Origin of the sequence: Amycolatopsis vastitatis (assembly GCF_002234595.1) — a bacterium.
Classification (GTDB): domain Bacteria; phylum Actinomycetota; class Actinomycetes; order Mycobacteriales; family Pseudonocardiaceae; genus Amycolatopsis; species Amycolatopsis vastitatis.
Genome location: NZ_NMUL01000039.1, coordinates 94,095 through 109,416 on the forward strand (window position 1 = coordinate 94,095; position 15,322 = coordinate 109,416).

11 protein-coding genes are annotated in these 15,322 nt (G+C 71.4%); 3 read left to right on the top strand and 8 right to left on the bottom strand.

Annotated features, from left to right (window positions below; genetic code table 11):
* Window positions 1-20: 20 nt before the first annotated feature.
* From CF165_RS33280 to CF165_RS33305, 6 genes are all read right to left on the bottom strand, one after another.
* The gene (locus CF165_RS33280; RefSeq protein WP_093951555.1) at window positions 21-674 is read right to left on the bottom strand and encodes a response regulator; all 654 of its coding nucleotides are present in this window, start codon (window positions 672-674) and stop codon (window positions 21-23) included.
* A gap of 2 nt (window positions 675-676) precedes the next feature.
* Window positions 677-2,221 (bottom strand): sensor histidine kinase, encoded by a 1,545-nt coding sequence (locus CF165_RS33285; protein ID WP_143268720.1) that lies wholly within the window; start codon window positions 2,219-2,221, stop codon window positions 677-679.
* A 213-nt stretch (window positions 2,222-2,434) separates the two neighbouring features.
* A complete protein-coding gene (locus CF165_RS33290; RefSeq protein ID WP_093951557.1) occupies window positions 2,435-4,198 on the bottom strand; it encodes a sialidase family protein in 1,764 nt (587 codons plus the stop codon).
* 132 nt (window positions 4,199-4,330) lie between these two features.
* Window positions 4,331-8,230 (bottom strand): ATP-dependent RNA helicase HrpA, encoded by a 3,900-nt coding sequence (gene hrpA, locus CF165_RS33295; RefSeq protein ID WP_093951558.1) that lies wholly within the window; start codon window positions 8,228-8,230, stop codon window positions 4,331-4,333.
* A 169-nt stretch (window positions 8,231-8,399) separates the two neighbouring features.
* Window positions 8,400-8,648 carry a hypothetical protein gene (locus CF165_RS33300; RefSeq protein WP_093951559.1) on the bottom strand — a complete coding sequence of 83 codons (249 nt, stop codon included), beginning with the start codon at window positions 8,646-8,648 and terminating at the stop codon, window positions 8,400-8,402.
* A 114-nt stretch (window positions 8,649-8,762) separates the two neighbouring features.
* On the bottom strand, window positions 8,763-9,926 hold the full coding sequence (locus CF165_RS33305; protein ID WP_093951560.1) for a lactate 2-monooxygenase: 1,164 nt from the start codon (window positions 9,924-9,926) through the stop codon (window positions 8,763-8,765).
* 105 nt (window positions 9,927-10,031) lie between these two features.
* Between CF165_RS33305 and CF165_RS33310 the strand changes: the two genes are divergently transcribed.
* On the top strand, window positions 10,032-11,192 hold the full coding sequence (locus CF165_RS33310; RefSeq protein WP_093951561.1) for a saccharopine dehydrogenase family protein: 1,161 nt from the start codon (window positions 10,032-10,034) through the stop codon (window positions 11,190-11,192).
* Here CF165_RS33310 and CF165_RS33315 read toward each other — a convergent pair.
* Window positions 11,179-12,657, bottom strand: a complete 1,479-nt coding sequence (locus CF165_RS33315) for a flavin-containing monooxygenase (RefSeq protein WP_093951562.1) — start codon at window positions 12,655-12,657, stop codon at window positions 11,179-11,181. The two genes, CF165_RS33310 and CF165_RS33315, sit on opposite strands and share 14 nt — an antisense overlap.
* A gap of 66 nt (window positions 12,658-12,723) precedes the next feature.
* Here CF165_RS33315 and CF165_RS33320 point away from each other — a divergent pair, with 66 nt between their 5' ends.
* A complete protein-coding gene (locus tag CF165_RS33320) occupies window positions 12,724-13,314 on the top strand; it encodes a TetR/AcrR family transcriptional regulator (RefSeq protein ID WP_093951563.1) in 591 nt (196 codons plus the stop codon).
* A 174-nt stretch (window positions 13,315-13,488) separates the two neighbouring features.
* Window positions 13,489-14,328, top strand: a complete 840-nt coding sequence (locus CF165_RS33325) for a chitosanase (protein WP_093951564.1) — start codon at window positions 13,489-13,491, stop codon at window positions 14,326-14,328.
* Between the two features lie 3 nt (window positions 14,329-14,331).
* Here CF165_RS33325 and CF165_RS33330 read toward each other — a convergent pair whose 3' ends face one another.
* The gene (locus CF165_RS33330) at window positions 14,332-15,318 is read right to left on the bottom strand and encodes a PHP domain-containing protein (protein WP_093951565.1); all 987 of its coding nucleotides are present in this window, start codon (window positions 15,316-15,318) and stop codon (window positions 14,332-14,334) included.
* Window positions 15,319-15,322: the final 4 nt, after the last annotated feature.

Below are 15,322 nucleotides of genomic sequence, written 5' to 3' on the forward strand. Positions count from 1 at the left end.
TGTGACCTGCTCTTGTGAGCTCAGCCGAGGCCGGCGCGCCCGGCTTCGTTGAGCACCGCGACCGCGGCCAGCTGCGAGCGGACGTCGAGTTTCGCCAGGATGGACCGGATCTGCGCGCGCACCGTGGTCAGCGAGACCGCGAACTCCGCGGCGACGTCGGCGGCGGCGTGCCCGGCGGCGAGCCGGGTGAGCACCAGCCGCTCGCGGGCGGACAGCCGGGCGAGTCCCCGCCGGAGCTGCTCGTGGCGCAGGTGTGCCGACTGGTGCAGCCGCACGAGCTCGTCGCGGATCGCGGGCGCGAGCACCTCGCGGCCGGCCGCCGCGTCGGCCACCACCGCCACCAGCCGCTCGAACGGCTCCCGCTTGCCGACCCAGCCGATCGCGCCGCGGGAGACCGCCGCGGCGATCGGACGGCGGTCCTGGCAGGCCGTGACGACCAGCACCGCCCAGCCACCGTCGCGCAGCGGGCCGATCAGTTCCAGCCCGGACGTGTCGCCGAGGTCGAGGTCCAGCAGCGCGAGGCCCGGCGGGTGCGCACCGACGGCGGCCAGGATCGCGGCCCGGTCCGTCACCGGGATCCGCGCGGCGTCGATCCGCTCGGCACGCAACGCCACCACCAGGGCGGTGCTGACGAGGGGGTGATCGTCGATGACCACGACCGGACGGCGGACCATGATCAGACGACCTGCGGGAACCCGACGCGGACGGGACTGCCCCGCGCGGCCGGGACGTCCGCCACGGCGGGCAGGCGGACCTCGACCGTGCAGCCCGGGCCGGGCGGGCTCAGCCACAGGTGCCCGCCGTGCTCGGCGAGCAGCCGCGTGCACACGTTCAGGCCGATCCCCGGTTCCGCCCGGCCTTCGCCCGGCAGGCCGGGCCCGTCGTCGGCCACGGTGATGGTCACGCGGTCACCGTCCGCCGCGGCGGCGACGCGCACGCGGCTGCCGGGCGCGTGGCGGTCGCAGTTGGCCAGCAGGTTCGTCAGCACCTGGGTCAGCGCGTGCGCGGGCATGGCCACCCGCAGGCACGGCGCCACGTCGAGCTCGACCCGCTCGCCGCGGGCGCACCGCAGCGCCACGAGCCGGGTGAGCACCGGCCGCAGCAGGGTGTCGCCGTCCTGGTCGTCCGGAAGGCCGCCGAGCAGCTCGCCGACCCGCTCGAGTTCGGCGCGCATCGCGGACGCGAGCTCGGCCCGCGCGCCGCGGTCCAGCGTGTCCGGGCCGGCCCCCAGCAGGTAGCCGACCCCGGACAGTCCGGAAAGGACGTTGCGGATCTCGTGCTCGCGCTCGGCGGCCCCCCGGACCGCGCGCAGCGCGCCGGCGACCGGCCGGGCCAGCACCACCAGCACCACGACGAGCCCGAGCAGGCGCAGGCCGCCGAGCTCCAGCTCGGGGGAAGACGGGAACTCCGGGACGCCGGTGAACGCCTCGAGGTGGGCGAGCGCGACCAGGGACAGGCCGATCCCGATCCGCCAGGTCGCCGGCTCGGCGCGGGCGGTGCCGGCGGCCACGAACCCGGCCGCGACCACCCACCACCCGCCGACGACGATCACGTGCGCGGCCTCCGGGGCGCCCTGGGAGAGCGCGACGACGGTACCGGCCGCGAGCAGCGACCCAGCGAGGGCGAAGGGACGGCGCAGGCGCGTCGACACCGGCAGCGCGGTCGCGGCCAGCACGAGGAAGAAGCAGCCGGCCGCGAACCGCACGATCGTCATGCCCGGGCCGGCCGCGCCGACGACCCCGGCCGGGATCACCACCAGGCCGTAGAACCCCAGCGGGGCGGCCAGCCGCCGGTACCCGGCTCGGGTCGGCTTCCCACGGCCGATCTCGGCAGGGTTACGGCGGCCGGTCGCGGCTGATCTTTGGTGGTCGGCTTCGGCGGGCTTCCGGCTCCCGGCCTCCGCCGGGTTGCGGAGCACCGCCTCCGCCGGATTCCCGCGCCTGGCCTCCGCCGGATTCCGGCGGCCGGGCTCCGCCGGGTTCCCGCGCCCAGCCACGCCATGGTTCCGGCGGCCGGTCCCGAACGGCCTCCGGTGGCCGACCGCAGCCTGCCTGCGGCGCCCGGCCTCCGCCGGGCCGAGAGCGGCGACCACCGCCGCCGCCGTCGCGACCCCGGCGGCGGCCAGCGCCAGCACCGCACCCGCGTCCCGGGCCGGCGAGCCGAGCGGGACGCCGTCCCAGCGGTCGAACTGCCACAACGCGAGCACGACGAGGGCCGTCACGACCCCGGCCTCCACCAGTGCCGCGGGAGTTCTCCCGCCTCCCACCCCCACCGTGAGTGAACGCAGCGACCGCATGTTCGCGCCCCTCGGCCGTTTACCCTTCCTTGAATTTCGAGTCGACCGGAATGCCGAGGACGTTACTCACGGTTATCCAACGGATATCTGAGCTTCTCGCGCGTTTTCGTCTGTGTTGGGGATTCCCGGACGCCGTCCCTACGGGAACATCGGCAGGCTCTGCGTCCCGACGTCCTGGTTCGGCAACGTCCGGCCCGGGTTGCCGCGGAAGTCGGTCCAGACCGGGTGCAGCCGGAAGTCGGCGCCGACGGCCGCGGCCGTGTAGTCGCCGATGAACACGCCCTGCAGTTCCTTGCCGGTCACCGCGCCGGTCGAGACGAACTGCACCTGCGGGTTCGCCGTCTGCGTCGTGATGCGGCGGATCGGGGACAAACCGTCGCCCCAGCCGGTGGCGTAGGCGTAGTCGAGCCCGATGCCGCCCGGGTCGTAGGCGCGGGTGTAGAAGGTGACCGCGACCCGCCCGGCCAGCGCCGCGACCGCGGGGAACACCTCGTCGGCGCCCGTGCCGATCTTGACCGGCTCCGACCAGCCGTGCCGCCCGTCGGACCCGCTCAGGAAGGCGTCGCCGTTCGTCTTGACCGACTCGCCGTCACGGTAGGTGCCGTTGCGGTCGTCGGCCCAGGTCACCCACAGGTGGTCGGTCACCCGGTCGTAGGTCAGCTGCGGGAAGCTGTTGATCCGGAAGTTCTCGCCGGTCAGCGCGTTGTTGGCGACGTCTTCGTCGACCGGGAAGTCGAAGTCGAGCCCCACCTCGGTGTGCCGGAAGGTCCGGCCGCCGTCACGGGAGGTGGCCACGACGACCGCGTCGTGGTCGGACGGCTGGTCGCACGCGGCCGTCGCGCACACCGACGTCTCGTAGGCGACCTGCAGCGTCCCGTCGCGGGTGACGACCGGGTTGGAGCCGCTGCCGAACGGCGTGATCCCGCCGTGGAACCCGGTCAGCGACGGCGAAACCCGGCGCATCGGCGACCACGTCCGGCCGAAGTCGCGGGACTTCGACAGCACGATCGGCGACTCGGTGAACGCGCCGGTCGAGTCGTAGGTGAACTGCGTCCAGGTCACGTAGACGTCGCCGGAGACGGGGTCGGCGGCGATCCACTCCTTGTCGTTGAAGATGTTGGTGGGGGTCGCCGTGCCCGCCGGCGTGACGCCGTCGAGGTGCAGGATCGCCGGGTCGCCGAAGCTGCGGCCGCCGTCGTGGGACACGGAGACGGCGATGCCGCTGGCGAGCTGCTGGTCGTCCGGCACGGCCGCGCGGCTGAAGACGAGCGTCGCGTAATACACCGTGTTGTGCGGCCCGAAGGCGATGGCCGGGTCGCCGGCGGCGTCCATGTAGGACAGTGGCGCGGCCGCCCCGGTGGGGAAGTCGAGGTGCGGCAGCTGAACGTTCGCCCAGGTGCGGCCGCCGTCGAACGAGGTGTAGGCGAAGCCGCCGGAGTCGTTGCGGGCTTCGCGCGTGTTGTAGAGCCGGTAGTCGTTCGCCCCGGCGACGATGTTGCGCGGGTTCTCCGGGTTGACGGCGATGGTGGTTTCGTTCTGGGCGGTGCTGCACCCGGTCTGGCTGCCGGTGGGCACGATGGTGTCGCCGTCGATGACGTCGGTGTTCGGCGCGAGCGGCCGGTAGGGGTTGGGCTTGCCGATGTAGGTCTGGCAGAGCGCGGACAGCGCGGGATCGTCGCCGTCCTCCTCTTCCTCGTCGGCGAACTGCTCCTTGAGCAGCGGGTTCGGCACGTCGTGCCGCGGCTCCTGCGCCAGCCGGGCGATCTTGTGCTTGCCGTGGTGCGGATCCACGGGCAGTGGCGCGGCATGGGCGGCCGGCGCGAGGACGACCGCGAGCGGTAAGAGGAGCGCGGTGCAGGCGGCGACGATTCTCCGTCTGGCGGACGAAACACCCAAGGACATCGGAAAGTCCTCTCCCAGGAAGGTCTCCAGCCGACACAGGCTTGTCCGGCGAAGGAACGCGGTCAACCGACGGAAGTCGTGAGCCGGACATTCCCGGCGTCGCGGCCGGTCCGTGACCTTCAGGCAGGGAGGCTAGGCCACCGCGTCGTCGATGGCCTTCGTGATCCGCTTCAGCGACACCGGGTGCGCCGTCCCCAACGTCTGGGCGAAGAACGACACCCGCAGCTCTTCGATCATCCACCGCACCTCGTCCAACGCCGGTGACGACGTTCCCGGCGGCAACGAAGCCAGCGCGTCGGCGTACTCGCCCTGGATCCACGCGATGTCCGCCGTCCGCTGCAGGTCGCGGGTCGGCTCCGAAACCAGCTTCTCCAGCCGGCGCGAAATGCCCTGGAGGTAGCGCACCACGTTGCGCAGCCGCGAAGCGCCGGTCGCCGTCACGAAACCGGGGTACACCAGGCCCGCCAGCTGGGCGCGGATGTCGGCCAGCGACTCCGCGGGACCACGGGACGAAGGCAACGCCACCTCGACGTCGTTCGCCGCGCGGAGGATCTTCTCCACGTCCGTCAGGACTTCGAGGACCTGCGAGTGCAGGCCCGCCCGGACCTTCTCCAGCAGCACCTTGAAGCCGGTCTCGTCCCACACCGGCCCGCCGCCGGACGTCATCAGGGCGTCCACCGCGCAGTCGACGCAGTCCTCCAGCAACGCCGCCACGCTGCCGTGCGGGTTGCGGTTCAGCACCAGCTTCGACGAGTTGGACAGCGACCGCGTGATGAACTTCATCGGCGAGTTCAGGTTCAGCCGCAGCATCCGCCGGGTGCCCGCCCACATCGCGTGTTCCTGCTGGGCCGGCGTGTCCAAAAGCCGCACCGCCACGGTCGCACCCTCGTCCACCAACGCCGGGTACGCCTTGACGTCGTGACCTCGCTGGTGGGACGAGAAAACCTGCGGCAGCGACCCGAACGACGGCTTCGTGAGGCCCGCCTTCTCCAGGGTGTTGGCCGCCTTCGAGATCGTCTCCCGGACCTTCGGGGCCAGCCGCCGCTGCAGCTCCGCGACGTCCTTGCCCTCGGCGACGCGCTTGCCGCGTTCGTCGACCACGCGGAACGTCATCTTCAGGTGCTCCGGCACCGAAGCCGGGTCCCAATCCGCATAAGGGACAGTGATCCCGCGCAGCGCACGCAGCTCGCGGCCGAGCACCTCCAGCAGCGGACCGTCCGAAGGGGACACTCGCGAAAGGACGTCCCGGGCCGTGTCCGGCGCCGGGACGAAGTTGCGGCGCAACGCCTTCGGCAGCGACTTGATCAGCTGCGTGACCAGCTCCGGGCGCAGCCCCGGCACCTGCCAGTCGAACCCGTCCGGCGTCACCTGGTTCAGCACCGGCAGCGGGACGTGGACCGTGACGCCGTCGGCGTCCGCGCCCGGCTCGAACTGGTAGGTCAGCTTGAAGACCTGCGTGCCCTGAGTCCACGAGTCCGGGTAGTCCGACTCGCGGACACTGCCCGCGGTCTCGTTGATGAGCATGGACTTCTCGAACGAGAGCAGGTCCGGATCCGTGTGCCGCGCCTTCTTCCACCAGCTGTCGAAGTGGCGCACCGACACGACGTCCGCCGGGACCCGCGCGTCGTAGAACTCGTACAGCGTCTGGTCGTCGACCAGGATGTCTCGCCGCCGCGCGCGGTTCTCGAGGTCCTCGACCTCTTCCAGCAGGGCACGGTTCTCGGCGAAGAAGTGGTGGCGCGTCTGCCAATCGCCCTCGACCAGCGCGTGCCGGATGAACAGCGCCCGCGACATCTCCGGGTCGATCCGGCCGTAGTTGACGCGGCGGTCGGCGACCAGCGGGACGCCGTACAGCGTCACCTTCTCCGTGGCCATCACCGCACCCTGCTTGCGTTCCCAGTGCGGCTCGGAATACGAACGCTTCACGACGTGCTCGGCCAGCGGCTCGACCCACTCGGGTTCGATGCGCGCGTTGACCCGCGCCCACAGCCTCGACGTCTCGACCAGCTCCGCCGACATCACCCAGCGCGGCTGCTTCTTGAACAGCGCCGACCCCGGGAACACGCCGAACCGGGCGCCACGCGCACCCAGGTAGTCGCCCTTCGCGGGGTCCTTGAGCCCGATGTGCGAGAGCAGCCCGGCGATCAGCGACGTGTGCACGCGCTGCGGGTCGGCCGGGGCCGTGTTCGTGTTCAGGGAGATCCCGAGCGGCTTCGCCAGCTGACGCAGCTGGCTGAAGATGTCCTGCCATTCGCGCAGCCGCAGGTAGTTCAGGTACTCGGTGCGGCACATGCGCCGGAACTGGTTGCCGGACAACGCCTTCTGCTGCTCCGAGACGTACTCCCAGAGGTTCAGGTAGGCGAGGAAGTCCGACGTCGGGTCGGCGAACCGCGCGTGCTGGGCGTCCGCCGCCTGCTGCTTCTCGGCCGGCCGCTCGCGAGGGTCCTGAATGGACAGTGCGGCGGCGATGATCATCACCTCGCGGACGCACCCGTTGCGCGCCGCCTCCAGGACCATCCGGCCCATCCGCGGGTCGACGGGCAGCTGCGCGAGCTTGCGGCCGATGTCGGTCAGGCTGCGGTCGGAACCGGAACCGCCCGGGGCGAACGCGCCCAGCTCCTGCAGCAGGCCGACGCCGTCGGCGACCTGGCGGCGGTCCGGCGGCTCGACGAACGGGAACGCCGCGATGTCGCCGAGGCCCAGCGACGTCATCTGCAGGATGACCGACGCCAGGTTCGTCCGCAGGATTTCGGGGTCGGTGAACTCGGGCCGCGCCTCGAAGTCCTCTTCGGAATAGAGGCGGATGCAGATGCCGTCCGACGTCCGGCCGCAGCGGCCCTTGCGCTGGTTCGCCGAAGCCTGCGACACCGCTTCGATCGGCAGCCGCTGCACCTTGGTCCGGTGGCTGTAGCGCGAGATCCGCGCGGTGCCCGGGTCGACCACGTACTTGATGCCCGGCACGGTCAGCGACGTCTCGGCGACGTTCGTCGCGAGCACCACGCGGCGGCCGGCGTGCGACTGGAACACCCGGTGCTGGTCGGCCGCCGACAGCCGCGCGTACAGCGGGAGGACCTCGGTGTTCCGCAGGTTCGCGCGGTTGAGCACGTCCGCGGTGTCGCGGATCTCGCGTTCGCCGGAAAGGAAAACCAGGATGTCGCCGGGGCCTTCGGCGCACAGCTCCTCGACGGCGTCGAGGATGCCCTGCGTCTGGTCCCGCTCGTCAGCGTCCCCGGAGCCTCCGGGATCGTCGGGGTCGACGAGCGGCCGGTAGCGCGTCTCGACCGGGTAGGTCCGGCCGGAAACCTCGACGATCGGCGCGTCGTCGAAGTGCTTCGAGAACCGCTCGGGATCGATCGTCGCCGAGGTGATGATGACCTTGAGGTCGGGACGGCGCGGCAGCAGCTGCTTGAGGTAGCCGAGGATGAAGTCGATGTTGAGGCTGCGCTCGTGGGCCTCGTCGATGATCAGCGTGTCGTACTGGCGCAGCGACCGGTCGGTCTGGATCTCGGCCAGCAGGATGCCGTCGGTCATCAGCTTGACCAGCGTGTCCTGCCCGGACTGGTCGGTGAACCGCACCTTGTAGCCGACGGTCTCGCCGAGCTCGGTCTTCAGCTCGCTCGCGATCCGGTCGGCGACCGTGCGCGCGGCCAGCCGCCGCGGCTGCGTGTGCCCGATCTGGCCGCGGATGCCGCGCCCGAGCTCCAGGCAGATCTTCGGCAGCTGGGTGGTCTTGCCCGAGCCGGTCTCGCCCGCGACGATCACGACCTGGTGCTTCTCGATCGCCGCGCCGATCTCGTCCTTGAGCTTGCTGACCGGCAGCTCTTCGGGGTACTCGATCTTGGGCACGCTTGCGCGCCGCGACTGGACCCGCAGCTCGGCCTTGTCGATGTCGGCGGAGATCTGCGCGAGGGCGGCATCGCGGTCGCGGGCTTTGCGGGCGCCTTCGAGCCGGCGGCGCAGCCGCTGCTCGTCGCGCGGCATCAGCTCGGGCAGGCGCGCACGCAGCGCGTGGAAGAGAGATGGCTCGGACATACTTGGGCCAAGGATAGCCGTGCGTGACGACCCGGGCCTCCGAATATCCCCGCTACGTGACCGGGCGCACCTGCTCAAGCGCCCCAATGTGGCGTTCGGTGCGTCCAGCGCACCCAATGTGGCGTTCGGTGCGTTGGACGCAACCAACGCCACATTGGGGCGTTCGGGCTCAGCCGGCCTGGCCGGGCTGCTGCGGCGGCTGGACCGGGGCCTGCTGCGGCGCGGCCTTCGCGCGGCTCATCGCGACCGAACCGCCGATCAGCGCGACGCCGACCAGGCCGAGCACGATGCCGAAGACGGGCTGCATGTCGCTCGCCCAGGAAATCAGCGTGAACTCGTAGTCGAACTGCTCGAGGATCAACGAGCCGAAGCCGAGCACCGTGAACAGGATGCCGATCCGCAACATGATCGAAGACATGGAGAACCCCCTACAGGAAAGCAAATGGGAGCAGGCCGCCCCGACGGCCCGCGATGGGACCCGAACATTAGCGGCCCGCTCCGGCACTGTCGCGCAGTTTCCCGTTTCGTTATCTCAGCTTCGCTGCAGCGAGTCCGGCCCCAGATCGGCGAGTGCGCGGTGGCCGGAAAGCCCCATGGTCAGGTCGAAGTCCGCCAGCAAGCTGCGCAGGACGTGACGCACGCCGTCCTCGCCCGCGTGGGCCAGGCCGTACACCCACGGGCGGCCGACCAGCACCGCCCGCGCGCCCAGCGCCAGCGCCTTCAGCACGTCCGCGCCGGTGCGGATACCCGAGTCGAACAGCACCTCCAGCCGGTCGCCGACCGCCGCGACGATGCCCGGGAGGGCCTCCAGGGCGCCGATCGCGCCGTCGACCTGGCGGCCGCCGTGGTTCGAAACCACGATGCCGTCCACGCCCGCTTCGACCGCGCGGCGCGCGTCCTCGACGTGCTGGATGCCCTTCAGCGCGATCGGGCCGTCCCAGTGCTCACGCAGGAACGGCAGCTGGTCCCACGTCCGGTCGGTGCCGGTGAGCATGCCGATCCACCGCAGGATCGCCATGTTCGGGTCCTCTTCCGGCGTCTTCTCCAGCAGGCCGCGGAACACCGGGTCGGTGAACGGGACGGCACAGCCTTCGCCCTTCAGGAACGGCAGGTACGCCTGGTCCAGATCGGACGGTCGCCACGCCAGCGTCCACGTGTCGAGGGTGACGACCAGCGCGGTGTAGCCGGCGTTCTTCGCCCGCGTCAGCAGGCTCGCGCAGACGTCGTTGTCGCCGGGCCAGTACAGCTGGAACCAGCGCGGGCCGTCGCCGTTGGCCGCCGCGACGTCCTCGATGCCCGTGGACGACGCCGTCGAAAGGATGAACGGCAGCCCGAGCGACGCGGCGGCGCGGGCGGTCGCGGACTCGGCGTCCGGGTGGACGATCGACTGGACGCCGACCGGCGCGACGGCCACCGGTGCGGGCAGCCGGGTGCCGAGCACCGTCGTGGCCAGGTCGCGGTCGGTGGCGCCGGTCAGCATGCGGGGCACGACGCGCCAGCGGTCGAACGCCTCGCGGTTGGCGCGGGCGGTGGCGCCGGAGCCCGCCGCGCCCGCGACGTAGGAGAACGGCCCGGGCGCCATGACCTCGCGGGCCGACGCTTCGAGCTTCGTCGCGTCGGTCGAGCACGGCGGCAGCTGACCACCGAGTCCCTGCAGGTAGAGCTCGTTCTGATAGCTGCCGAAGCGTTCGGTCACGGGTGCCTCCTCGCGTTCGAGGGGGCACTGTACCCGCCGGAATTCCACCCGGCGCGAGGAAGTGACCGGCGGGTAACCTGAGCTCGACGTCCCGGAGGAGAAGACATGCGCGCGTACGACGTGGTCCTGTTCGGCGCCACCGGCTTCACCGGCGGCCTGACGGCCGGGTACCTGGCCCGGCACGCGCCCGCGGACCTGCGCTGGGCGCTGGCCGGGCGCAACCGCGGCAAGCTCGAGGCCGTCCGGACGCGGCTCGCGGAGGTCGACGACCGGTTCTCCTCGCTCGACCTGCTCGTCGCCGACTCCGGCGACGCGGCGTCGCTGCGGACCGTCGCCGAGGCCACGAAGGTGGTGATCACCACCGTCGGCCCGTACCTGGACCACGGCGAACCGCTGGTGGCGGCGTGCGCCGAAGCGGGCACCGACTACGTCGACCTCACCGGCGAACCCGAGTTCGTCGACCGGATGTACCTGGCGCACGACCGGCGCGCCCGCGAGACGGGGGCGCGGCTGGTGCACGCGTGCGGGTTCGACTCCATCCCGCACGACCTCGGCGCGTGGTTCACCGTGCGGCAGCTGCCGGAAGGCGTGCCCCTGCAGGTCGACGGCTACGTCCGGGCGAGCGGGATGCCCTCCGGTGGCACGGTGCTCAGCGCGCTGACCATCATGTCGCGGCTGCCGGCCGGGGCCCGCGTGGCGAAGGAACGGGCAGCCGCCGAGCCGCGGCCGGCCGGGCGGCTCACGCGCGCCCCGCTCGGGCGCCCGCACCGGGTCGCCGACGCCGGCTGGTGGGCGGTGCCGCTGCCGACGATCGACCCCGAGATCGTCCGCCGGTCGGCGGCCGCGTCCGAGCGGTACGGGCCCGACTTCACCTACCGGCACTTCGCCGCGGTCAAGCACCTGCCGGTGCTCGCGGGCGGCGTCGCCGGGGCGGGTGCCCTGCTCGCCGCGGCGCAGATCCCGCCGGCCCGGCGGGCGCTCTCCCGGCGGCTGGCCCCCGGCAGCGGCCCGAGCCCCGAGCGGCGCGCCCGGTCGTGGTTCTCGGTGCGGTTCGTCGGCGAAGGCGGCGGTGAGCGGGTCGTGACGGAGGTGTCCGGCGGCGACCCGGGCTACGACGAGACGGCGAAGATGCTGGCGGAGTCCGCGCTCTGCCTCGCGACGGACGAACTCCCGGAGACGGCGGGCCAGGTGACCACGGCGACCGCGATGGGCGACGCGCTCGTGGACCGCCTCACCAAGGCGGGCATCCGCTTCACGACGCTGTGATCTCGTAGTCCGCCTCGTCGAACGAACCGACCCGTGACCGCAGCCGCCCGGTGGAGAACGGCCAGCTGAAGCTGTTGCGGCCGTTGACGTCGGTGTAGTAGCTGGAACAGCCGCCGGACTGGTAGACCGTGCCCGGCAGCGCGGCCTGGACTTCGGCGTTGAACGCCTCCTGCACCTCGGGACGGACCGCCAGCGACGTCCGGTCCGCGCGCAGCGTCCGGGTCACCGCGGCCACCGTGTGCTTCAGCTGCGCCTCGAGGATCATGAACGCCGACGAATGCCCGGTGCCGAGGCTGGGCCCGAGCAGCAGGTAGAGGTTGGGGAACCCGGCGACCGTCGTCCCCGCGAACGCCTGCGGGCTGCCCTTCCAGTGGTCGTCGAGGCTGCGGCCCTCCGCGTCGAACACGCGCGCCGACACCGGCATGTCGAGGATGTGGAAGCCGGTGCCGAAGATGATCGCGTCGACCTCGGCCGCCGAACCGTCCGCGCCCAGCACCCGGTTCCCCTCGATCGCCCGCACCGCCGTCGGGTGGACGTCCACAGTGGACTTAGTCAGCGCGCGGTAGTACGTGTTCGACATCAGCAGGCGCTTGCAGCCGAGCGTGTAGTCCGGCGTCAAAGCCGCCCGCAGCGCGGGATCCCGCACGGTCAGGCGCAGGTGGGCCAGCCCGATCTTCTGCACCTGCCGCAGCAGCCACGGGTGTCGGAACCCGAAGCCGAGCGTCTCCATCGCGCCGTATTCGGCACGGCGCAACGCCCGCTGCAGGGCCGGGAACCGCCGCAGCAGCAGCCGTTCCACGCCGGGGACGGGGTGGTCCGGTTTCGGCAGGACCCACTGCGCGGTGCGCTGGAACAGGTGCAGCCGTCCCACGCGCGGCACGATCTCGGGGACGAACTGCACCGCGGACGCGCCGCTGCCGATCACCGCGACCCGTTGGCCGGTCAGGTCGTAGCCGTGGTTCCAGCGCGCCGAGTGGAACACTTCGCCGGGGAAACCGCCGAGTCCGGGCAGGTCCGGGATCAGCGGCTCGTGCCACGGCCCGGTGCCGGCGACCAGCACCCGCGTGCTGTAGGGCCCTTGCGACGTCTCCAGCTCCCAGCGTGCGTCGCGCTCGTTCCACTGCGCGCGCGTCACCTCGACGCCGTACCGGATCTTCTCGGTGACACCGAACCGTGCGGCCGTTTCCCGCAGGTAGGCGCGGATCTCGGCTTGGCCGGCGAACGCGCGCGTCCATTCCGGATTGGGCGCGAACGAGTAGGAGTACAGCGCGGACGGGACGTCGCAGGCGCAGCCGGGGTAGGTGTTGTCGCGCCAGGTCCCGCCGAGCTCGCCGGCCTTCTCGAGCACGGCGAGGTCCCCGATCCCGGCTTGGCCCAAGCGGATGGCGGCGCCCAGCCCCGACGCCCCCGCACCGATGACGAGGACTGCGAAGTCGCGTTGTTCTTCAGTGCGGCGGAGTTCCATTTTCGGAGACTAGCAGTATCTCAATACTGTTGGTACCCCGATTCCACGGTTCGCTAGAGTGCCCCCATGGCCCGACTCACCCGCGCGGAAAGCCAAGCGCGCACTCGCGAGCAGCTGATCGAGACCGCGAAGCTGCTGTTCCTGCGCGACGGCTACTCGGTGACGTCGCTGGAGAAGGTGGCCGACGAGGCCGGGTACTCGAAGGGCGCGGTGTACTCGAACTTCCGCAACAAGGACGAACTCTGCCTGGCGGTGCTCGACCGCATCCACGACGAGCAGGTCGCGCTGATCGCCGAGGCGCTGGTCGGCGCCGAGGGCGTGGACGGGCTGCTCACGGCGTTCCAGACCTGGGCCGAGCGCAGCATCGGCGACGAGGCGTGGACCGCGCTGGAGGTCGAGTTCGCCACGAACGCCCGGCGCGACCCGCACGTGCGTGCCGAACTGGCCGCGCGGGACAAGGCCATCCGCGACACGATCGCCGGCCTGCTCACCGGGTACGCGCAGCGGTTCGGGATCACGCTCCCGATGTCGCCCGATGACGCCGCGACGGCGCTGCTCAGCCTCGGCATCGGGCTCGGCGTGCAGCGCGCGATCGACCCGACGATCCCGGTGACCGTGCTGCCCGACGTCATCCGCCTCTTCGCCGGGATCCGCTGACCGTCCTTTGCGGACTCGTCGCGGTGGTCTGGACCGTTCACGAACATGAACGACTTCCCCCTCTTGTGAAGCTCGCTGACTCTTCGCTACCGTGTCGCTACGCCGCAGCTCCACCCGATTTGCCCGTACCCGCCGTGCATCGACGGCGCATCCCGCGGAAAGGGTTTACTCCCCATGAGCAAGAAGTTGCGGCCGGTCCTCATCGGCACGCTCGGCGCCGCCTCCGTCGCGGCCCTCGTGATCACCACACCCACGTTCTCCTCGGCGGCCCCGGCGCCCGTGGCCGCCGCGTCCGTGCTCGCGGTCGGCGACCTTTCGGCCCCCGCGAAGAAGGAAATCGCGATGAAGCTGGTCTCCAGCGCGGAAAACTCGTCGCTGGACTGGAAAGCGCAGTACAAGTACATCGAAGACATCGGCGACGGGCGCGGCTACACCGCCGGCATCATCGGTTTCTGTTCCGGCACCGGCGACATGCTCGAACTCGTCGAGGCGTACACGAACTCCGTCCCCGACAACCCGCTGGCGAAGTTCCTGCCCGCGCTGCGGAAGGTGAACGGCACCGACTCGCACGCCGGGCTCGGCACGCCGTTCGTCAACGCGTGGAAGCAGGCCGCGGCCACCAGCGCGTTCCAGACCGCCCAGAACAACGAGCGCGACCGCGTCTACTTCAACCCCTCGGTGAACCAGGGGAAGTCGGACGGCCTCAGCAACCTCGGCCAGTTCGCCTACTACGACGCCATCGTGATGCACGGCCCCGGCGACAGCTCCGACAGCTTCGGCGGCATCCGCAAGGCCGCGATGAAGAAGGCGAAGACGCCGGCCCAGGGCGGCGACGAGGCGACCTACCTCAAGGCGTTCTTCGCCGCCCGGAAGGTCATCATGAAGCAGGAGGAGGCGCACGCCGACACCTCCCGCGTCGACACCGAGCAGCTGAAGTTCCTCAACGAAGGCAACTTCGACCTGCACACCCCGCTGAAGTGGCAGGTCTACGGGGACTCGTACACGATCAACTGAGGTTCACCGGGTCAGGAGCGCATCCGCCGTGCGGGTGTTGAGGATGCGCTCCGGCCCGATCCCGGCCTTGACCGCGCGCTCGCACCCGTAGGGCTGCCAGTCGAGCTGCCCCGGCGCGTGCGCGTCGCTGTCGATGGCGAAGTCGCAGCCGATCTCCGCGGCCAGGCGCAGCAGGCGCATCGGCGGGTCGAGCCGTTCCGGGCGGGAGTTGATCTCCACCGCGACGCCGTTCTCGCGGCAGGCGGTGAACACCGCTTCGGCGTCGAACTCCGACTCGGGTCGGCCGCGGCCGACGACCAGCCGTCCGGTGCAGTGCCCCAGCACCCGCACGTGCGGGTTCCGGACCGCCGTCACCATCCGCCGGGTCATGTCGCGAGCCGGCATCCGCAGCTTCGAGTGCACGCTCGCGACGACGAAGTCCAGCTGGCCCAGCAGCTCCTCTTCCTGGTCGAGGGAGCCGTCGTCGAGGATGTCGACCTCGATGCCGTGCAGCAGCCGGAAGGGCGCCATGAGTTCGTTGGCCTTCGCCACGACCTGCATCTGCATGCGCAGCCGGTCGGCCGAGAGCCCGTTCGCGACGGTCAGCCGCGGCGAGTGGTCGGTCAGCACCATCCACTCGTGCCCGAGGTCCCGGCCCGCGACGGCCATCTCGCCGATCGGGCTGCCGCCGTCGGACCAGTCGGAATGCGTGTGGCAGTCGCCGCGCAACGCCGACCGCAGCGGCTCGCCGTCCGGGAGCTTCTTCTCGACGATCTTCGCCCGGTACGCCGGGTCGCGCCCGGCGAGCACGTCCTCGATGACCCCGGCGGTGGCCTTGCCGATCCCCGGCAACGACGTCAGCGTGCCGTTGGCGGCCATTTGAGAGAGCTTCTCGACACCGGCCTTGTCGACCGTCGCGGCCGCGTTGCGGAACGCGCGGACGCGATAGGTCGGTTCACCCGCGCGTTCGAGCTGGAACGCGATCTCCCGCAAAGCCCATGCCGGATCCATACGC

Coding starts and splice junctions, on each gene's coding strand:
- CF165_RS33310 (WP_093951561.1), top strand. CDS start 10,032: ATGCGCGCGTACGACGTGGTCCTGTTCGGCGCCACCGGCTTCACCGGC.
- CF165_RS33280 (WP_093951555.1), bottom strand. CDS start 674: ATGGTCCGCCGTCCGGTCGTGGTCATCGACGATCACCCCCTCGTCAGC.
- CF165_RS33290 (WP_093951557.1), bottom strand. CDS start 4,198: ATGTCCTTGGGTGTTTCGTCCGCCAGACGGAGAATCGTCGCCGCCTGC.
- CF165_RS33315 (WP_093951562.1), bottom strand. CDS start 12,657: ATGGAACTCCGCCGCACTGAAGAACAACGCGACTTCGCAGTCCTCGTC.
- CF165_RS33330 (WP_093951565.1), bottom strand. CDS start 15,318: ATGGATCCGGCATGGGCTTTGCGGGAGATCGCGTTCCAGCTCGAACGC.
- CF165_RS33320 (WP_093951563.1), top strand. CDS start 12,724: ATGGCCCGACTCACCCGCGCGGAAAGCCAAGCGCGCACTCGCGAGCAG.
- CF165_RS33325 (WP_093951564.1), top strand. CDS start 13,489: ATGAGCAAGAAGTTGCGGCCGGTCCTCATCGGCACGCTCGGCGCCGCC.
- CF165_RS33300 (WP_093951559.1), bottom strand. CDS start 8,648: ATGTCTTCGATCATGTTGCGGATCGGCATCCTGTTCACGGTGCTCGGC.
- hrpA (WP_093951558.1), bottom strand. CDS start 8,230: ATGTCCGAGCCATCTCTCTTCCACGCGCTGCGTGCGCGCCTGCCCGAG.